Source organism: Labrys sedimenti, from assembly GCF_034424805.1.
Taxonomy (GTDB): Bacteria; Pseudomonadota; Alphaproteobacteria; order Rhizobiales; family Labraceae; genus Labrys; species Labrys sedimenti.
This window is the reverse complement of record NZ_JAXOUF010000001.1, coordinates 504,965-524,383: the sequence shown is the minus strand read 5'-3', so window position 1 is coordinate 524,383 and position 19,419 is coordinate 504,965. Positions and strand designations below refer to the sequence as shown.

The following is a 19,419-nucleotide window of genomic DNA, read 5'->3' as shown; positions in this document are numbered from 1 at the left end:
CTTACTCCGCCGCCAGCGGCAGCGCGCCCGAGGCGAGCTGCGAACACTGCGCCATCACGGCCGAAGCGCGCGCGATGGGATTGGTCAAATAGAAATCGCCGATTGCAGCGGCGAAAGCCGCCTTGTCGAAGTCCCCCCCAAGATTGGCCAGGGCTGTGACGCCCGATGCATCCGCAGCTGCAACGTCACCGATGCGGCCGAGATGGGGAATGGCGGCAAACAGGACCTTGCGCAAGGCAGCGAGCGAGTCGTAGCCGAGCTTGGCGCCAAGGGCTTCCGACAGCGCCCGCAGGATCGCCCAGTCCTCACGTGCCTCGCCGGGCGGGAACGCCGCACGGTTGGCGAGCTGGACCCGGCCCTCGGTGTTGACGAACAGTCCCGAGCGCTCGGGATAGGCAGCCGCCGGCAGGATGACGTCGGCACGATGCGCGCCGCGGTCGCCATGGCTGCCCTGATAGACCACGAAGGCGCCCGGTTCGATGGTGACCTCGTCCGCGCCCAGCAGGAAGAGCACGTCGAGCGCACCGGCCTTGGCCATGCCGGCAGCATCGAGACCGCCCTCACCCGGCACGAAGCCGACATCGAGAGCGCCGACGCGCGAAGCGGCATTGTGCAGCACGCCGAAGCCGTTCCAGCCGTCCTTGACCACGCCGAGCGCCTGGGCAGCCTTGGCGGCCAGCGACAGCAGGGCGGCGCCGTCGGTGCGGGCGTAGACGCCGCCACCGACGATGATGACCGGCTTTGCCGCGCCCTTGAGCAGATCGGCGAAGGAGCCCTTGCCGGCGGCGAGCTCGGCCAAAGTATCGGGGCCGGCGCCAAGATAATCATAGGTGTAGGTCAGGTCGACCTGCTCGCCGATCAAGCCGACCTTGGCGCCACGAAGCCAGCGCTTGCGGATGCGCGCATTCAGCACCGACGCTTCCTTGCGCGGATTGGTGCCGACCAGCAGGATTGCGTCGGCCTCTTCGAGACCGGCGATCGTCGGGTTGAAAAGATAGCTGGCGCGGCCCAAGGCGGGATCGATCTTGGCGCCGTCCTGGCGGGCGTCGAGGTTCTTCGAGCCGAGCTTGCCGATGAGGTCCTTGAGCGCGAACAGCTCTTCCACTGCGGCGAGATCGCCGGCGATGGCGCCGATGCGCTCGGGCTTGGCCGCCTTCACCTTGGCCGCGATGGCGGCAAAGGCCTCCTGCCAGCTCACCGGCTTCAGGCGGCCATCGACACGCAGATAAGGCCGATCGAGGCGCTGGGTACGCAGGCCGTCCCAGATGAAGCGGGTCTTGTCGGAGATCCACTCCTCGTTCACCAGCTCATTGGTGCGCGGCACGATACGCAGCACTTCCCGGCCGCGCGCATCGATGCGGATGGCGGAGCCCACCGCATCCATCACATCGACGGATTCGGTCTTGGAAAGCTCCCACGGGCGGGCATGGAATTCATAGGGCTTGGAGGTCAGGGCGCCGACGGGGCAGAGGTCGATGACATTGCCCTGCAGTTCGGAGCTCATCGCCTTTTCCAGATAGGTGGTGATCTCCATATCCTCGCCACGGCCGATGGCGCCGAGCTCGGAGACGCCGGCCACCTCGGTGGTGAAGCGGACGCAGCGCGTGCAATGGATGCAGCGGTTCATCACTGTCTTGACCAGCGGGCCGATATACTTGTCTTCGACCGCGCGCTTGTTCTCGGCATAGCGGTTCTTGTCGACGCCGTAGGCCATGGCCTGGTCCTGCAGGTCGCACTCGCCACCCTGGTCGCAGATCGGGCAGTCCAGCGGATGGTTGATGAGCAGGAACTCCATCACCCCTTCGCGGGCCTTCTTGACCATGGGGCTCTTGGTGAGCACCACCGGCGGCTCGCCGTTCGGGCCTGGACGCAGGTCGCGTACCGCCATGGCGCAAGACGCCGTGGGCTTGGGCGGACCGCCCTTCACCTCGACCAGACACATGCGGCAATTGCCGGCAATCGACAGGCGCTCGTGGAAGCAGAAACGCGGGATCTCGGCACCCGCGACCTCACAGGCCTGGAGGAGCGTGTACTCCGCCGGGACCTCGATTTCCTGTCCGTCGACGATCAACTTGGCCATGGATAACCTTGACGATCAGGCCTGGACTACAAGACGCAATCCAGACTCTTTCCAAACTCGACTTCGCAAAATTCCGTGCCGCGATCAACATCGAGAAACGAAAATTCAGCGCTCTGAAAGGCCGGAAACGGGGGGCGATCCCGGCCCTGATAAGTTGCAACCGGCGGGAGCCGGCCTGTTATTCCGCCGCCTGCAGGACAGGGGTGGAGTGGGGGTTGGCGGCATATTGATCGATGCGCGCTTCGATCTCATGACGGAAATGGGTGATCAAGCCCTGGATCGGCCAGGCCGCCGCGTCGCCCAGAGCGCAGATCGTATGTCCCTCGACCTGCTTGGTGACGTCGAGCAGCATGTCGATCTCGCGCTTCTGGGCACGTCCCTCCGCCATGCGGGTGAGCACGCGCCACATCCAGCCCGTGCCCTCGCGGCAAGGCGTGCACTGGCCGCAGCTCTCATGCTTGTAGAAATAGGCAAGCCGGGCGATGGTGCGCACCACGTCGGTGGACTTGTCCATCACGATGACGGCGGCAGTGCCCAGGCCCGACCGCAGCTTCGACAGCGAGTCGAAATCCATCGGCGTGTCGATGATCTGCTCGGCCGGCACCATGCGCACCGACGATCCACCCGGAATGACCGCCTTCAGGTTGTCCCAGCCGCCGCGGATGCCGCCGCAATGGCGCTCGATCAACTCGCGGAAGGGAATGCCCATCGCCTCTTCGACGTTGCAGGGCTTGTTCACATGCCCCGACACGCAGAAGAGCTTGGTGCCGACATTGTTGGGATTGCCGATACCGGCGAACCAGCCGGCCCCGCGCCGCAGGATGGTGGGAGCAACGGCGATCGACTCGACATTGTTGACCGTGGTCGGGCAGCCATACAGACCCATATTCGCCGGGAAGGGCGGCTTCATGCGCGGCATGCCCTTCTTGCCCTCGAGGCTTTCGAGCAGCGCCGTCTCCTCGCCGCAGATATAGGCGCCGGCACCATGGTGCACGTAGAGATCGAAATCCCAACCATTCTTGTTGTTCTTGCCGATCAGGCCGGCTTCGTAGGCCTCGTCGACAGCGCGCTGCAGGGCCTCGCGCTCGCGGATATATTCGCCACGGATATAGATGTAGCAGGCATGCGCATTCATGGCGAAGGAGGCGATCAGACAGCCTTCGACCAGATGCTGCGGGTCATGCCGCATGATCTCGCGATCCTTGCAGGTGCCCGGCTCGGACTCGTCGGCATTGACGACGAGGTAGCTCGGCCGCCCATCCGACTTCTTGGGCATGAAGGACCATTTCAGGCCGGTCGGGAAGCCGGCGCCGCCGCGCCCCCGCAGGCCCGAAGCCTTCATCTCGTTGATGATCCAGTCCTGGCCCATCTCGAGGATCTGCTTGGTACCATCCCACGAGCCACGCTTGATGGCCGCCTGCAGCCCAGGCGACTGGAGGCCGTAGAGATTGGTGAAGATGCGGTCGCGATCAGCAAGCATGGCGAACCTGTCAATAATGAAACTTCTTAAAACGCTCAGATGGGAAGAACGGCGTCAGGGCCCTTCCCGCCCACTTCAATCCAACTTTTCGCCGGCCGGGTTTTCGGGGCGCCAGCCGGTCGCCAATTTCTTGGCCTGCTCGATCCAGCCGTCCCGCAGAGCCCTGCCCTTGAAAGTGCCGAGATTCTGGTCGACCCAGGCGAGGTTGGTGTCGTTCCAGGTGGCGATCTGATCGAAGTGATAGACACCCATCTGGTGCAGCATTTCCTCGAGCTTGGGACCGACGCCGTGGATCAGCTTGAGATCGTCCGGCCCGCCCTCGCGAGCGGCCTTCAGCAGGACCGGCTTGTGCTCGTCGGAAACCGGAGCGGCTGGTGCAGGTGCAGCCGCCGGAGCTGCAGCCACGGGTGCCGCCGTCGTCGCGGGAACGGGAGCGGGAGGAGCGGGCGTACCGGCAGCCTTCGCGGCTTCAGCCTTGGCCGCCTCGGCCTTGGCGGTTTCCAGCTTGGCTTTCTCTTCCTCGAAGCGCTTCTTCCAGGAGCCGATGACCGAGCCGTCATAGAGCGCCGGATCGGTCAGCGTCTGCGCTCCCCCCTCCGGTTCGGACGAGAAGCGGCCGTTCTGCGGCCCCGGCTTCACTTCCTTGCCGGCAGCCAGATCATCGATGATGCGTTCCATGATCTCGGGGGTGAGATCTTCATAGAAATCGGCATTGATCTGCACCATCGGAGCATTGCAGCAAGCCCCGAGGCACTCGACCTCCAGCCATGAGAAATTGCCATCGGCGGTCACGTGACGCTCCGGACCGACGCGCTTCTTGACGATGTCGCGGATCGCCTCGGCGCCACGCAGTTGGCAGGGCGTGGTACCACAGAGCTGGATGAAATATTTGCCGACCGGCTCCAGGTTGAACATGGTGTAGAAGGTCGCGATCTCCAGAACGCGGATCTTCGCCATGCCCAGGCGCGCCGCGATCACCTCGATCGCTGCCTGGGACACCCAGCCGCCGGCCTGTTCCTGCGCCTTCCACAGCAGCGGAATCACCGCCGAGGCCTGGCGGCCGGACGGGTATTTGGCAATCTGCTTTTCCACCCACGCCTCGTTTTCGGACGTGAAGGCAAAGCTTGCCGGCTGGAGTTCCTGGGGCGCGAGCCTGCGGACGGACATGCGCATTCCTCTTTAACTGCTAGAGCAAAGCGCGTCTTCGCAAACGCACTTTCACTCTCACTCCTGGTTTCGACACGTCTTTGCAATTCAGGATGATGCCCTCAAATCGCAAGACGCTTTTGCAACCGGCTCAAGGCCGGTTGCGACCCAAAATCAACGATCGACTTCGCCGAACACGATGTCGAGAGAACCGAGAATGGCTGAAACGTCGGCCAGCATGTAGCCGCGGCACAGCCAGTCCATCGACTGCAGATGCGCAAAACCCGGTGCGCGGATCTTGCAGCGATAAGGCTTGTTGCCGCCATCCGAGACCAGATAGACGCCGAATTCGCCCTTGGGTGCCTCGACCGCCGCGTAGACCTCGCCGGCCGGCACGTGATAGCCCTCGGTATAGAGCTTGAAATGGTGGATGAGCGCTTCCATCGAGCGCTTCATCTCGCCGCGCTTGGGCGGTACGACCTTGTTGTCGGCCGCCGAAACCGGCCCGCTCGTGGCGCGCAGAAGCGCGCAACACTGCTTCATGATGCGGATCGACTGACGCATCTCTTCCATGCGGATGCAGTAGCGATCATAATTGTCGCCATTCTTGCCGATCGGAATGTCGAAATCGAGTTCGGCATAGCATTCATAGGGCTGCGATTTACGCAGGTCCCAGGCAGCGCCCGAACCACGTACCATCACCCCCGAATAACCCCAGGCCCAGGCATCGTCCAGGGAAACGATGCCGATATCGACATTGCGCTGCTTGAAGATGCGGTTGTCGGTGAGCAGGCCTTCCAGATCGTCGCAGACCTTGAGGAAAGGGTCGCAGAAAGCCTCGATATCGTCGATCAGTTCGGGCGGAAGGTCCTGATGGACGCCGCCCGCACGGAAATAGGCGGCATGCATGCGGCTGCCCGAAGCACGCTCGTAGAAGATCATCAGCTTCTCGCGCTCTTCGAAGCCCCACAGCGGCGGGGTCAGCGCGCCGACGTCCATGGCCTGCGTGGTGACGTTGAGCAGATGCGAGAGCAGGCGGCCGATCTCCGAATAGAGCACCCGGATGAGCTGGCCGCGCTTGGGCACCTCGATGCCGAGCAGGCGCTCGATGGCCATGCAATAGGCATGCTCCTGGTTCATCGGCGCGACGTAATCGAGCCGATCGAAATAGGGGATGGCCTGCATGAAGGTCTTGGCTTCGATCAGCTTCTCCGTACCGCGATGCAGCAGGCCGATATGGGGATCGACCCGCTCGACCACTTCGCCGTCGAGCTCCATGACCAGACGCAACACGCCGTGGGCCGCCGGATGCTGCGGGCCGAAATTGATCGCAAAATTGCGTAGATGCGGTTGGTCGTTCATGTCGTTTCCAAACTTTCCGAGTTGGCCAGCTGGTTCGGAGCCATTTCGAGAGTCTTGCTAGTCCTGATCCGGCGCGCGGGAGCGCGTCAGCCTGCCTTCGCCTTCTCGTCACCGGGCAGGACATATTCTGTCCCTTCCCACGGTGACAGGAAATCGAAGTTGCGGAATTCCTGGTTGAGCCTGACAGGCTCGTAGACCACGCGCTTGGCCTCGTCGTCCCAGCGCACCTCGACGAACCCGGTCATCGGGAAGTCCTTGCGCAAGGGATGTCCGTCGAAGCCGTAATCGGTCAGCAGCCGCCGCAGGTCCGGATGGCCGGTGAACAGGATGCCGTAGAGATCGTAGGCTTCGCGCTCGAACCAGAGCACGCCGGGGAACAGGGAGACGGCCGAGGGAACCGGGGTCGCCTCGTCGGTTTCCACCTTGACGCGTATGCGGACGTTCTTGGTCGGCGACAGCAGGTGGTAGACCACGTCGAAGCGCTTTTCGCGCGCCGGATAGTCGACGCCGCAGACATCGATGATCGAAACGAAGCGCGTTCCGGCGTCGTCCCTGAGGTGCTTGAGCACAGCCAGGATGTTGTCGGGATCGGTGGTGACGGTCAGCTCGCCAAAGGCATGCAGGACATCGGAGACGGCTTGCGGAAAAGCAGCCTGGAGCGCCTCGCCGATCCCCTGCAGAGTTTCAGAGTTTGCCATGTCAGCTCCGCTCAACGCTCGATGGTGCCGGTACGGCGAATCTTCTTCTGCAGCAGCAGCACGCCATAGAGCAGCGCTTCGGCCGTGGGCGGGCAGCCAGGAACGTAGATGTCGACCGGCACGATGCGGTCGCAGCCGCGCACGACCGCATAGGAATAGTGATAGTAGCCGCCGCCATTGGCGCAGGAGCCCATCGAGATGACATAGCGCGGCTCGGGCATCTGGTCGTAGACCTTGCGCAGGGCCGGCGCCATCTTGTTGGTCAGCGTGCCTGCGACGATCATTACGTCCGACTGGCGCGGTGAAGCACGCGGGGCGAAGCCGAAGCGCTCGACATCATAGCGCGGCATCGAGACCTGCATCATCTCGACCGCGCAGCAGGCGAGGCCGAAAGTCATCCACATCAGCGAGCCGGTGCGGGCCCAATTGATCAGGTTGTCGGCGGAAGTAACGAGGAAGCCGCGATCAGCCAGCTCGGCATTGATGTCGACGAAAAACGGGTCGGTCGACCCGACCGGCTTGCCGCTATTCGGGTCGATGATGCCCTTGGGCGCCGGCGCCACCAGCGTGCCGCCTGATGTCTCCAGGTTCAATCCCATTCGAGCGCGCCCTTCTTCCACTCATAAACGAAGCCGATGGTCAGCACGGCCAGGAAAATCATCATCGAGGTGAAGCCGAACAGGCCGACTTCCTTGAACGTGATCGCCCAGGGGAACAGGAATGCCACTTCGAGATCGAAGATGATGAACAGGATCGACACCAGATAGAAGCGCACGTCGAACTTCATGCGCGCGTCGTCGAAGGCGTTGAACCCACACTCATAGGCGGAGAGTTTTTCCGGATCCGGGCGCTGATACGCCACGAGGAAGGGCGCCACCAGAAGCGCCAAGCCGATGACGGCCGAGACCCCGATGAAGATGATAAGCGGCAGATAGCCGGCGAGAAGGTTGTCCATCAGCACGAACCCTATAGCGTTTTGCGACCCGGTGAGCTCACCAAGAATCGCAAAGACGCGTCGAGACAAAGAGTTGGAGCAATGCGGCGTTTTCGCTGAAACGCGCTTTGCTCCAGCTGTGATCGACCGGGAGCGCTTGAACTCGGGGTCGCCACGTTTGGACGATACGGGCATGGGCGGGCTTCGACAGCGGCGCTCACGCCGGTCATCCCTCTACAGCGCTTTGGAAAACCACCTTCACGCTGCGTCGTGGACGACCTGCAGCGAGCCTTAAACCACGGCTATGGGAGGCGCAAGCTTGGAAGCGTTCCAGCCAAGAGATTCCTACCGCACTGCGGCAGAATATCGGGCGATTCTGGCATGATCTTGGCGCATAGCCGTTATGAGTTGCAAGACAGTGCCTGCTTGCAACCGAACACTTGCGAATATTGCCGGGCTGAAAATGCAAAAGCCAGCCCGAAGGCTGGCTTTTTGTCACAAAATGGCGAGAGTGACGGGACTTGAACCCGCGACCTTCGGCGTGACAGGCCGACGCTCTAACCAACTGAGCTACACCCCCGTCTCTCGTCAGCGGCGGCGAACCGTGCTGGCGTGGCGCGGTGATTAGAGGGCCTCCCGCACAGTGTCAAGCGTCAATTCGCAACGCACTCGAAATTCAGTTCGCAATGCGGGCCAGCCGAAAGCGTTTGATGTCCTCAGGCGTCAGAATTCGGATGCTTCCGACGCCATATTGCTCGGCTAGATCGATCAAAGCGGGGTTCACGCCCATTTTTTTCGAATAGGCACGCAGCATCTGGGTCACTTCGGGGAATCGCCGCGTGCTGCGCAGAACCGAGAGCGGATCGCTGCCGGAACTGTTGGGCAGATATTCGCGGTGCACGCCGACTCGCGATCCCGTGGGGACGAATCGCTTATTGCCCCCCATCAGCGCATAGACGCAGGCCGACATGCAGGAGCCATTGACCGCAATCGTCTGCCCGCCCAACGTGACGACGCGCCCGACGAAGACGCTCGTGCGCAATTTGCGCAGCACATGGCCGAGATTGACCCCCTCGACCAGATGGCCACCAGGCGAATCGATGATCAGAACGTTGCTGGTGCCGAGTTTCGAGGCCTGCTGAGCGAAGGCGATGAAACGCTCCACCGTGCCGCTCGTCATCTCGCCATTGGCGACCATCACGCCAGGGCAACGCTTGCCGCATTTGGAGCCGAAGGACAGGCTCACCACCTTGAAATCCATGGCAGCAGCAAAGACCGGCTGCGACAGGGCGCTCCAGCACAGCCCGAGCGCAAGCGCCCCCAACCCGATGGCACGCAACAAAGAACTCACCATTATGTCCGCTTTTCCTTCGAGCAAAACGCGTGTGGCGTTTGTCTGCTCTCACTCTTCGGTTCTACGCGCCTTTGCGTTTCCTGGCGATTCCGCCAAATCGCAACGCACCATGGCCCGACGGATCGGGCTTCATTCGATATCGGCTACCGGCGCCCTCACGACTCCCGCCGTTTCCAGCGCCCAGGCTGCACGCAAGGCCAGATCCTCCCGCCAGGCGGGGGCGATGATCTGCACGCCGATCGGGAGTTTCTCGCCCTCGTTCCAGAGCGGCACCGTGACCACAGGCAGCCCGATAAAGGAAATAGGCTGGGTGAACAGTCCCAGATTCGCGCGAACGGGCATGGCCTGGCCACCGACCTCGATGGTGGTCGCGTCGATTCTGGGGGCGCGGCACGGCGTGGCCGGGGCTAGAATCAGATCGATTCGTTCGAAGATCCGATGCATCTCCGCCCGGAACCAATGACGAAAGCGATGCGCCGCGCTCACCCAGGTCGCCGGCACCATGTTGCCGGCGATCAAACGGTCCCGGACGCCCGGCGCAAAATCCTTGGCACGCGTACGCAGCCTGTCGCGATGGAGCGCCCCGCCCTCGGTAATGGTGACCAGGAAGGCCGCTGCCCGGGCGACGGCCGCCTGGGGGATCTCGACGACCTCACTGGCGTCGAGTGCCTTGGCACAGCGCCGTACGGCCTCCAGGGCATCGCGATTGCCCTCCGGGCGGAAGTAACCATCCGCCACGGCGATACGAAGCCCCTCGATGCCCCGCCCGAGTTCGAACAGGGCCGGTTGCGCCGGGCGCTGGGCACAACTCGGATCGTCGGGGTCGGGCCCCTGCATAGCATCATAGGCGAAGGCGAGGTCGCGGGCCGAGCGGGCCAGCGGGCCCATGTGGTCCAGGCTGGCGACGAAGGGAAAGCTGCGTGCGCGGCTGAGACGCCCGAAGGTCGGCTTCAGGCCGAACAGCCCGCACAGGGAGGCCGGCACGCGGATCGCGCCATTGGTGTCGCTGCCGAGCGCCAACGGCACGAAACCCGCCGCCACCGCGCTGGCGGGGCCGCTGGAAGACCCGCCGGCCAGATGGTCGAGAGCATGGGGATTTCGCGAAGGCGCCTCATGCGGGTTCTGGCCGGTGAAATCATAGGCGTATTCGCTCATGTTGAGCGCGCCCACGCAGATCGCCCCCTGCCCCTCCAGGCGTTCGATCAGCGTCGCATCCCGCGTGGCCGGCGGGTTGTCCCGGTTGATCCGGGAACCTGCCAGGGTGACGAGGCCGGCGATATCGTAGAGATTCTTCACGGCGAAGGGGACGCCAGCCAAGGCCCCGACCGGCTTGCCGGCGGCATGGCGGGCATCGATGGCATCGGCCCGCGCCAGCGCACGCTCGGCGAGCACCGCCGTGAAGGCCCCTACCCTGCCGTCCAGCCGTTCGATGCGCGCGAGAGCATGCTCGATCGCAGCACGGGCCGTGAATCGGCCGCTGCGGATGCCGGTGGAGATTTCCAGAATGCCCAGTTGCGGCGAGCAGCCCTGATCGAGCAGGCTGGTCATGCTTCGAAGACCGCAGCGGGCTGGTCGCCATCCTCGACCGGAAAGGACAGCACCAGTTGTGCCAGATCGGCAGTCAGTTTCAGATTTGCGGCAACACCTTCACGAAAATCGGGATCGATTTCGATTCCGATCATCGGTGCCATCGCATCGATGACCGCCTGCGCATCGAATTCGGGTTTGCCGCTCATCGCATCGCCCCTCGAGAAAGATGTAGGCGGACTGTCCCTCCTTCGTCTCCCGAAGACAAGCCAAATGATACGGCATCACCGAAGTTTGCGTAGACGGCGTCGCTCCATATGCTTGGCCAGGCGAAGAAAACGGAAATAGGCATAGTTCGTCGCCGTCGCGATGCCGTAGAGGCCGCGAACGAAATGACGACGCCCAATATAGGCCTTCAGGAAGTTGAGAGGGAATTCGGTCAGAATTCGCCAGCTGCTGAGTGTCTTGCCTCTCTTGTCGAGATCTTCGGCCTGCTGCTCGGTATAGGCGTTCAACTTGGCGATTTCATCACCGAGCGAGCGGATCGAATAATGATGGATGCGCCCCTTCAGCCGAGCGATCCGCGGCTGGTCGTTGAAATGCACGCGATCATGCACGGTCGAATCGGCATAGCGGCCGCGATCGAATCGATAGAGCCGCACCGGCGCCAGCGTGTACCCCCAGGGGTGGGGTTCCCTTTCCCCCGGAAAGACTTCCGCGATGCTGATCTCGTACCCGTCCGCTTCGGGTCCGTTACCCGAGAAAAGGGCGCGGATCTCTGCCGAGAGTTGCGGCGACACCACCTCGTCCGCATCGATGTTGAGGATCCAGTTGTGGCGGCACTGGGTCTCGGCAAAGCGCTTTTGCGGGCCGTAGCCGGGCCAGGAATTGTGGATCACCCTGGCGCCTAACTTCTCGGCGATCGCCTGCGTGCCGTCGGTCGACCCTGAGTCGACCACGATCAGGTCATCCGTCAGGCCGCGCACGGCCTCGATCGTCGCACCGATGCGATCAGCCTCGTTGAAGGCGATGATGAAGACGGATAGGGGCGGCAGGCCGGGCTGCCCGGATGCTGGTACGGGTGGCGACATGCCGGTGATCTAATCGAAGCCTCGAAAAATGGCCAGCCCATCAGCCGCAAGCCGGAGATTTTGTCCGAACCGACGCTGCGGCATCCGCCTAATGGCCAGGAGCAGCCTCTACCCTGTTGTGGTAGTATTCGTCGTGCGCAAATCAGGGTTGTAACGAAAGATCCAGCCAGGACGAAGATGTCATCGTCGCCGGCATGGGTTCCCGGCGCGGCGTCATGCAAACCTTCCGCTTTCGTCTCGTGATCGAACCAGTTCAAGCGTCGTCAATTTTCATGGTTCAAGTCGCGGATTGCTGTCGTCAGGCAGCGATGCCCCACACCTGTCTCGAAACGAAGGACACTAGGATCGCATCGCCAAGGGAGTCCGATGCCGGCGACGGCAGGCCGCATTCGACGACAGGAGAACAGCGATGGCCGTACAGAATGGAACGATAGACCCGGACAAACTCAACGCCTTCATGGGCAAGATGCTCAATGATGTCGGTGCTGCGATGAACGCGTCGCTGCTCCTCATCGGTGACAAGCTCGGCCTCTACAAGGCCCTTGCCGAGGCAGGGCCGATGACCTCCCAGCAACTCGCCGAGAAGACCGATACCTCCGAGCGCTACATACGCGAATGGCTGGCTGCCCAGGCCGCCTCGGACTATGTGGTCTACGATCCCGGAACTGCCCGCTTTTCCATGCAACCGGAACAGGCGGCAGTCTTCGCCGACGAGGACAGCCCCGTCTTCCTGGGCGCCGTGGGCGATCTCGTCGCCGCAACCCTGCGAGACGAACCCGCCATCTCCGATGCGTTCCGCACCGGCCGAGGCGTCGGCTGGGACAAGCGGGACAAATGCCTGTTCTGCGGCACGGCCCGTTTTTTCCGCACCGCCTATCGCCACCACCTCGTGCAGGAATGGCTGCCTGCCCTGGAGGGCGTGGTGGAAAAGCTGGAGCAAGGCGCGACCGTTGCCGACATCGGTTGCGGGCACGGCGTCTCGACCATGATCATGGCCCGGGCCTTCCCCAATTCGCGCTTCTACGGCTTCGACTATCATCCCGGCTCGATCGACGATGCCAGGAGCGCTGCCGAGGCTGCCGGCATGGCCGGCCGCGTCACATTCGAGGTCAGCACGGCCAAGTCGGTGCCGGCGCACGGCTACGATCTCGTCTGCTTCTTCGATTGCCTGCACGATATGGGCGATCCGGTCGGGGCCTTGCGCCATATCAGGTCCACGATGGCGGCGGACGGAACCTGCATGCTGGTGGAACCCTTCGCCAATGACCGGCTCGAGGACAATTTCAATCCGGTCGGACGCGTCTACTATGCAGCCTCCACCGTCATCTGCACGCCGGCTTCGCTGGATCAGGAGGTCGGCCTGGCACTCGGTGCCCAGGCCGGCGAGGCGCGTCTGCGCAAGGTGGCGACGGAAGCCGGCTTCACCCGCTTCCGGCGCGCAACGGAAACGCCGTTCAATCTCATCCTCGAAGCGAAGCCGTGACCGAGGCAAGGCCTGCCGGCCGTTCAGGCCGGCAGCATCTTCCGATACTGGATGAAGCCCGAACGGGATGCCACCTGGTCGTAGACGGCCTGGGCCTCGACATTGCTTTCATGCGTCAGCCAATAGATGCGGCTGGCGCCGCAGCGCGTGGCTTCCTGATACGACCATTCGATCAGGCCGCGGGCGACACCCCGGCGGCGAGCCCATTCGGCCGTAAACAGGTCCTGCAGATAACAATAGGGGCCCGGCGTCCAGGTCGAGCGATGCAGGATCAGATGCACGATGCCGGCCAGCCTGCCGTCGATGAAGGCGCCATAGGCAGACATCGGCTCGGCGGGGTCGTGGAACCGCGCCCAGGTCAGTGCCGTCGTCTCCTCGGGCACCGACGCCTTGTAGAAAGTGAGGTAACCCTGCCAGAGCGGTTCCCAGGCAGGGCGTTCCTCGGCCGTGAGCGCACGGATATCCATCAGTCGAGATTGAATTTCGACATCTGGCGATGTTCGCCATGGATGCGGCGCACCGTGCCGTTGAGCGAACGGTAGATCACCGTCTCGGTGGTGATCACGGGCCCGCGGAACTTCACGCCCTGGAGCAGAGCCCCGTCGGTCACGCCGGTCGCGGCAACGATGACGTCCCCGGAGGCGAGTTCCTCCATCTTGTATTTGCGCCTCGGGTCGGTGACGCCCATCTTCAGGGCACGCTCGCGTTTGGCCTCGGTGTCGAGGATGAGGCGCCCCTGCATCTGGCCGCCGACACAGCGCAGCGCCGCAGCTGCCAGCACGCCTTCAGGAGCGCCGCCAATGCCCAGATAGATGTCGATGCCGGTCTCATGCGCATTGGTGGTGAAGATGACGCCTGCAACATCGCCGTCGGTGATGACGCGGATCGAGGCGCCGACCTTGCGGATCGCCTCGATGATCGGCGCGTGGCGCGGACGATCGAGCACCAGCGCCGTCAGTTCGCGCGGCTTGACGCCCTTGGCCTTGGCCAGGGCATGCAGATTGTCTTCCACACTGGCGTCGAGATCGACGACACCCTCGGCATAACCGGGGCCGATGGCGATCTTGTCCATATAGACGTCCGGTGCGTTGAGGAGCGAACCGGCCGAGGCCATCGCCATCACCGCGATCGAACCCGGCATGTCCTTGGCGCAGAGCGTGGTGCCTTCCAGCGGGTCGACGGCGATGTCGACTTTCGGGCCCAGGCCGTTGCCGACCTTCTCGCCGATGAACAGCATCGGCGCCTCGTCGCGCTCGCCTTCGCCGATCACCACGGTGCCGTCGATCGGCATCTTGTTGAGCTCGCGCCGCATGGCGTCGACCGCCGCCTTGTCGGCGGCCTTTTCATCCCCTCGTCCACGCAGCAATGCCGAGGCAACGGCGGCGCGTTCGGTCACACGGACCAGTTCAAGGGAAAGGATGCGCTCGATGACATCCGTCGGCTTGACCTGAATAATCTCCGACATGGCTTCCTCCGTTGTTAGAGTGTGTCGTCAGTTATGGCTTGGCGTCCGAGGCAGAAAACCTGCCTGGCGACACGCCCTGGGATGCTGCTTACTCGCGCTCGATGCGGATCAATTGCGGCGTTTCCACGATGTAGCCATCGGCAACCATGGCATCGACGGCTCCGCGAATATCGGCTTCGGTCGTGGCATAGGTGATGAGGATGACGGGCACGGCGCCGGCGACCTTGCTCGGATCGTCACCGCCATAGACCTTGCCGCCGCGGTGCTTCTGCACGATCGACTCCAGCGAGATCCCGCGCTCGGCCATGCGCGTGGCGATGCCCGCCGCGGCACCCGGCCTGTCCGCCACCGAAAGGCGAACATAGTACCCGCCCTTATGGGCCTGCATGGCAGCGGCCGGCAAGGGTTCGAGATCGCCGGTCTTGCGCCCGAACGGCGCACCGGCCTGGCCCCGCGCAATATCGGCGATGTCGCCGACCACGGCAGAGGCCGTGGCCTCGCCACCGGCTCCCGGGCCGACCAGGGTCAGTTCCGGCACGGCGTCGGCATCGATGGCCACCGCATTGGTGACGCCGTTGACCTGCGCGATCGGGGTCGATTTCGGCACCATGGTGGGGTGGACGCGCTGCTCCACGCCGGCTTCGGAGCGCGTGGCGACACCCAGCAGCTTGACGCGATAGCCAAGCTCGTCGGCAGCCAGCAGGTCCTCGGTGGTGATGCGCTCGATGCCCTCGACATGGATGGCATCGGCATTCACCTGCGTGCCGAAGGCGAGGCTGGTGAGCAAAGCGAGCTTATGGGCGGTATCGAAGCCGCCAATGTCGAAAGTGGGGTCGGCCTCGGCATAACCCAGGCGCTGCGCCTCCTTCAGGCAGGCATCGAAGGACAAACCCTCGGCCTCCATCTTGGTCAGGATGTAGTTGCAGGTACCGTTCAGGATGCCATAGACGCGATCGATATTGTTGCCGATCAGAGCTTCGCGCAACGTCTTGATGATCGGCACGCCGCCGGCGACCGCTGCCTCGAAATTGAGCGCGACGCCGGCCTTCTCGGCCCGCCTGGCAAGATCGACGCCGTGGCGTGCCAGCAGAGCCTTGTTGGCGGTGACCACGGGTTTGCCGGCATCGAGAGCCGCCTTCACCGCCTCATGCGCCGCGCCCTCCTCGCCGCCCATCAATTCGACGAAGACGTCGATTCCGGGATCGCAGGCCAGGGCGATCGGATCGTCGAACCAGCGAAAGCGCTCCATCGGCAGGCCGCGGTCGCGCGTTCGCGAGCGGGCGGAAACGGCGGTAACCGTCACGCCCCGGCCGCAACTGGCGGCAAGCGCATTGGCGCGACGATCGAGAAGGCGAATGGTGGAGGCACCGACGGTGCCAAGGCCGGCAATACCGATTTTAAGAGGATCAGCCATCATCAGTCCGAACTTGAGATTGCGCACTTGTGCAATGGCGCGCTGCCGGGATCAAGTCATCCAGACAGGGATTTCTCGCGATGAACTTTCCAACTTTGATGGATAGAGCGCGTTTCCGGGGAGCGGCAAGGCATCCAACCCGCTACTGGAACCCGCGCGAATAGCGAAGGAAAAGGCGAACAGAACGCCCGCGCTCCCGGGAATCGAACCTCAATCGACGGAATCGGTTTCCTTCCGGCCCCGGAATCCGGTGGCCAGCACATACATCTCGCTGGAACCTGCGCGGCTCGCCGCCGGCTTCAAATGCTTCACCACCGCGAAGTCGCGCTTGAGCAAGGTGAGGACATCGCCTTCGGTGCCCCCCTGGAAGACCTTGGCGAGGAAGGCTCCGCCCGGCGCCAGCACTTCCACGGCAAAATAGGCCGCCGCCTCGACCAGCGCGATGATGCGCAGATGGTCGGTGGCGCGATGGCCCACCGTGTTGGCGGCCATGTCGGACAGGACAAGATCGGCCGGGCCGCCGAGCATCGTCTTCAATCTATCCGGTGCGGCATCGTCCATGAAATCCATCTGCTCGAAATCGACGCCCGGAATGGGATCGATGGGCAGGAGGTCGATCGCAACCACCTTGCCGCGGCCATTGACGGAATCGGTGATCTCCGCCGCCAGTTGCGACCAGCCGCCGGGGGCCGCGCCGAGGTCGAGCACACGCTGGCCCGGCTTGAGCAGCTTGGCCTTGTCGTTGATCTCGATCAGCTTGTATATCGCGCGCGAGCGCCGTCCCTCACGCTTGGCGCGGGCGACATAGGGGTCATTGAGCTGGCGCTCGAGCCAGAGCTGCGAGGAATGGGTACGTCCCCGCGCCGTCTTCAGCCGCACGCCCAGTTCGCGCGCGCCACTGCCCCGGCCGGAGTTGTTCTTGCCCTTGCCGGGACCACCGCCCTTGCCTGCTCCACCACTCACGGATTGCGCCCCGCACCGTTGTGACGCCAGACACGGTCCTCCTGCATCATCTGCACCAATAATCCTTCGCGCAGGCCCCGATCGGCCACGCGCAATCGTTCACAGGGAAAAGCCCGCCGAATGGCCTCGAAAATGGCGCATCCGGCCATCACCAGATCGGCCCTTTCAGGGCCGATGCAGGCATTGGCGACGCGCTCCTCATAGGTCATGTCCAGGAGACGTTCGAGCACGTTGTCGATCTCGCCGCGCGACATCCACAAGCCATCCACCCGGCGCCGGTCATAGCGGGGCAGTTCCAGGTGAATGCCGGCCATGGTGGTCACCGTGCCCGAAGTGCCCAGCAAATGCAGGCGCCCGACGCGCCTGGCGATAGCCTCCCGATGCGAGAACGAGGCGAGCATGCCCGATACATCGTCCACCATGCGTTCGAAACTCTCGCGCGTCACCCTGACGCCGCCATGGCGCTCGGAGAGAGTCACCACCCCGACGGGAAGCGACGTCCAGCCGCGCACCCTGGGCTGCCTGTTCCGGTCGGTCGGATCGATGTCGAGCCAGACGATTTCCGAAGACCCGCCGCCGATGTCGAAGAGCACCACCCCATCGAGATTGCGATCGATCAGCGGAATGCAGCCGGCAGCAGCCAGCCGGGCCTCGGTCTCCCGGTCGACGATCTCGAGATCGAGCCCGGTTTCCTTCAGCACACGCTCGACGAAGAGCAATCCGTTGTCGGCGGCGCGGCAGGCCTCCGTGGCGATCAGCCTCGCCCGGTCGACGCGGCGGTCCCGCATCTTCTGCGCACAGACGGCCAGGGCATCGACAGCCCGCCCCATGGCGTTGATATGCAGGCTGCCGCTGGCACCCAGTCCTTCTCCGAGCCGGACAATGCGCGAAAAGGCATCGATGACACGAAATCCCTCTCCCGTCGGGCGCGCAACCAGAAGGCGGCAATTATTCGTGCCAAGATCAAGCGCGGCATAGGTGTGGTGACGGCGCGCCTGCTCTCCTTGCCGTAATTGCGGCACGGATAGATGTGCACCCTCACTCGACCGAGGCGCTTGTGCCTCCAAACTTCGATCCACCAAAATACTACCTTGACCGTGCCCGGTCGCAATTTTCCTGCGCCACAGGCATTTCGCCACTTCGCTTGCGAGTGTAACAAGTTCCGCGCCGGTGGCGAGAAAGAATTCCATCTATGTTCGTGTTATCAAGATCATGAAGGCTCCAGCCAAATTGCGCGTGGCGGCACTGATCGTCGCAGCAGGACGCGGATCGCGTGTCGGCGGCGCCGTTCCCAAGCAGTATCGCCTGCTGGGAGGAAGAAGCGTCCTCGCACGCACTCTCGCCCTTTTCGAACAGCATCCCGCCATCGACAGCATCGTCACGGTGATCGGCGCGGGAGACGAGGACCTCTTTGCGACCAGCTCCGCGGGAATCAGCAAGCAGGCGGGCTCCGTTCTCGGCGGCAGCACCAGGCAGGCGTCCTGCCTCGCCGGGCTGAAGGCGCTGATCGGCGACAGGCCCGATATCGTGCTGCTGCATGACGCAGCACGCCCCTTCGCCAGCCCCGCTTTGATCGACCGGGCGATCGAGGCGGCACGCGCGCACGGAGCCGCCGTGCCAGGGCTGGCTGTCACGGATACCATCAAGCAGATCGATATGGACGGCCGGGTCAAGGCGACGCCTGAACGCAGCCTCCTGCGCGCCGTCCAGACGCCACAGGCCTTCGGTTTCGACCTGATCCTGTCCTCCCATCTCGCGGCAGCCGAAGCCGGAATCGAGACATTGACCGACGATGGCGCCGTGGCCGAATGGGCCGGTCATCCTCTCCACATCTTCGAAGGCGAAGCGACCAACATGAAACTGACGACCGAAAACGACTTCCAGCGTGCGGAACAGGCTGCCAACGAACTGGCCGCCCTCGGCGACGTCCGGACGGGAACGGGTTTCGACGTCCATGCTTTCGCCGCGGGTGACCACGTCTGGCTCAACGGCCTGAAAATCTCCCACGACCACACGTTGAAGGGACATTCGGATGCCGATGTCGGCCTGCATGCCCTGACCGACGCCATTCTCGGTGCGATCGGCGACGGCGATATCGGCTCGCATTTTCCGCCTTCCGATCCGCAATGGAAGGGTGCCTCGTCCGATCGCTTTCTGGCCCATGCCTCCGGCCTGGTGCGGGCGCGCGGTGGCGCCATCGCCCATCTCGACGTCACGCTGCTGTGCGAGGCGCCGAAGATCGGGCCGCATCGCGACGCCATGCGGGCACGCATCGCCGAGATCGCCGGAATTGCTGTCGACCGGGTGGGCGTCAAGGCGACCACCACCGAGGGGCTGGGCTTTACCGGCCGGCGCGAAGGCATCGCCGCCATGGCATCGGCGACAGTGCGGCTGCCCTGGGGCTAATCGGAGTGAGGATACC

18 protein-coding genes and 1 tRNA gene are annotated in these 19,419 nt (G+C 63.7%); 2 read left to right on the top strand and 17 right to left on the bottom strand.

Annotated elements, in window-relative coordinates; genetic code table 11:
* Position 1: 1 nt before the first annotated feature.
* From nuoG to U1R88_RS02355, 12 genes are all read right to left on the bottom strand, one after another.
* Positions 2 to 2,080, bottom strand: a complete 2,079-nt coding sequence (gene nuoG / locus U1R88_RS02410; RefSeq protein WP_322429812.1) for an NADH-quinone oxidoreductase subunit NuoG — start codon at positions 2,078 to 2,080, stop codon at positions 2 to 4.
* A 178-nt stretch (positions 2,081 to 2,258) separates the two neighbouring features.
* The gene (nuoF, locus tag U1R88_RS02405; protein ID WP_322429811.1) at positions 2,259 to 3,560 is read right to left on the bottom strand and encodes an NADH-quinone oxidoreductase subunit NuoF; all 1,302 of its coding nucleotides are present in this window, start codon (positions 3,558 to 3,560) and stop codon (positions 2,259 to 2,261) included.
* 75 nt (positions 3,561 to 3,635) lie between these two features.
* Entirely contained in the window at positions 3,636 to 4,727 is a 1,092-nt protein-coding gene (gene nuoE, locus U1R88_RS02400) for an NADH-quinone oxidoreductase subunit NuoE (RefSeq protein WP_322429810.1), read from the bottom strand.
* A 153-nt stretch (positions 4,728 to 4,880) separates the two neighbouring features.
* Complete coding sequence (locus tag U1R88_RS02395) at positions 4,881 to 6,068, bottom strand: NADH-quinone oxidoreductase subunit D (protein WP_322429809.1); 1,188 nt, start codon at positions 6,066 to 6,068, stop codon at positions 4,881 to 4,883.
* A gap of 86 nt (positions 6,069 to 6,154) precedes the next feature.
* Positions 6,155 to 6,766 (bottom strand): NADH-quinone oxidoreductase subunit C, encoded by a 612-nt coding sequence (locus U1R88_RS02390; RefSeq protein WP_068282525.1) that lies wholly within the window; start codon positions 6,764 to 6,766, stop codon positions 6,155 to 6,157.
* 11 nt (positions 6,767 to 6,777) lie between these two features.
* On the bottom strand, positions 6,778 to 7,365 hold the full coding sequence (locus U1R88_RS02385; RefSeq protein WP_322429808.1) for a NuoB/complex I 20 kDa subunit family protein: 588 nt from the start codon (positions 7,363 to 7,365) through the stop codon (positions 6,778 to 6,780).
* Entirely contained in the window at positions 7,356 to 7,721 is a 366-nt protein-coding gene (locus U1R88_RS02380; RefSeq protein ID WP_068282520.1) for an NADH-quinone oxidoreductase subunit A, read from the bottom strand. Before U1R88_RS02380 ends, U1R88_RS02385 begins: the two co-directional genes overlap by 10 nt.
* Positions 7,722 to 8,203: 482 nt before the next feature.
* Positions 8,204 to 8,280: transfer RNA gene (locus U1R88_RS02375), tRNA-Asp, on the bottom strand.
* 96 nt (positions 8,281 to 8,376) lie between these two features.
* Positions 8,377 to 9,054, bottom strand: coding sequence for a COG3904 family protein (locus U1R88_RS02370; RefSeq protein ID WP_322429807.1), 678 nt, complete (start codon positions 9,052 to 9,054; stop codon positions 8,377 to 8,379).
* A 129-nt stretch (positions 9,055 to 9,183) separates the two neighbouring features.
* Positions 9,184 to 10,602 carry an AtzE family amidohydrolase gene (locus U1R88_RS02365; protein ID WP_068282513.1) on the bottom strand — a complete coding sequence of 473 codons (1,419 nt, stop codon included), beginning with the start codon at positions 10,600 to 10,602 and terminating at the stop codon, positions 9,184 to 9,186.
* Entirely contained in the window at positions 10,599 to 10,790 is a 192-nt protein-coding gene (locus tag U1R88_RS02360; RefSeq protein WP_068282506.1) for a DUF4089 domain-containing protein, read from the bottom strand. The genes U1R88_RS02365 and U1R88_RS02360 overlap by 4 nt, the downstream gene beginning before the upstream one ends.
* Positions 10,791 to 10,865: 75 nt before the next feature.
* Positions 10,866 to 11,672, bottom strand: coding sequence for a glycosyltransferase family 2 protein (locus U1R88_RS02355; protein ID WP_322429806.1), 807 nt, complete (start codon positions 11,670 to 11,672; stop codon positions 10,866 to 10,868).
* A 409-nt stretch (positions 11,673 to 12,081) separates the two neighbouring features.
* Between U1R88_RS02355 and U1R88_RS02350 the strand changes: the two genes are divergently transcribed.
* Complete coding sequence (locus U1R88_RS02350) at positions 12,082 to 13,155, top strand: class I SAM-dependent methyltransferase (RefSeq protein ID WP_322429805.1); 1,074 nt, start codon at positions 12,082 to 12,084, stop codon at positions 13,153 to 13,155.
* A 23-nt stretch (positions 13,156 to 13,178) separates the two neighbouring features.
* Here the strand turns inward: U1R88_RS02350 and U1R88_RS02345 are convergent, their stop codons facing one another.
* The 5 genes from U1R88_RS02345 to U1R88_RS02325 all read right to left on the bottom strand — a co-directional run bounded on the left by U1R88_RS02345 (position 13,179) and on the right by U1R88_RS02325 (position 18,109).
* Positions 13,179 to 13,622, bottom strand: a complete 444-nt coding sequence (locus U1R88_RS02345) for a GNAT family N-acetyltransferase (RefSeq protein ID WP_322429804.1) — start codon at positions 13,620 to 13,622, stop codon at positions 13,179 to 13,181.
* On the bottom strand, positions 13,622 to 14,620 hold the full coding sequence (gene glpX, locus U1R88_RS02340; protein ID WP_068282496.1) for a class II fructose-bisphosphatase: 999 nt from the start codon (positions 14,618 to 14,620) through the stop codon (positions 13,622 to 13,624). Before glpX ends, U1R88_RS02345 begins: the two co-directional genes overlap by 1 nt.
* An 88-nt stretch (positions 14,621 to 14,708) precedes the next feature.
* Positions 14,709 to 16,034: a homoserine dehydrogenase gene (locus tag U1R88_RS02335; RefSeq protein ID WP_322430487.1), complete on the bottom strand. Its 1,326-nt coding sequence runs from the start codon at positions 16,032 to 16,034 to the stop codon at positions 14,709 to 14,711.
* A 210-nt stretch (positions 16,035 to 16,244) separates the two neighbouring features.
* Positions 16,245 to 16,997 (bottom strand): RlmE family RNA methyltransferase, encoded by a 753-nt coding sequence (locus U1R88_RS02330; protein ID WP_322429803.1) that lies wholly within the window; start codon positions 16,995 to 16,997, stop codon positions 16,245 to 16,247.
* Positions 16,994 to 18,109 carry a Ppx/GppA phosphatase family protein gene (locus tag U1R88_RS02325; RefSeq protein ID WP_425545387.1) on the bottom strand — a complete coding sequence of 372 codons (1,116 nt, stop codon included), beginning with the start codon at positions 18,107 to 18,109 and terminating at the stop codon, positions 16,994 to 16,996. The genes U1R88_RS02330 and U1R88_RS02325 overlap by 4 nt, the downstream gene beginning before the upstream one ends.
* Positions 18,110 to 18,209: 100 nt before the next feature.
* Between U1R88_RS02325 and U1R88_RS02320 the strand changes: the two genes are divergently transcribed.
* Complete coding sequence (locus tag U1R88_RS02320) at positions 18,210 to 19,403, top strand: bifunctional 2-C-methyl-D-erythritol 4-phosphate cytidylyltransferase/2-C-methyl-D-erythritol 2,4-cyclodiphosphate synthase (protein WP_322429802.1); 1,194 nt, start codon at positions 18,210 to 18,212, stop codon at positions 19,401 to 19,403.
* Positions 19,404 to 19,419 lie beyond the last annotated feature (16 nt).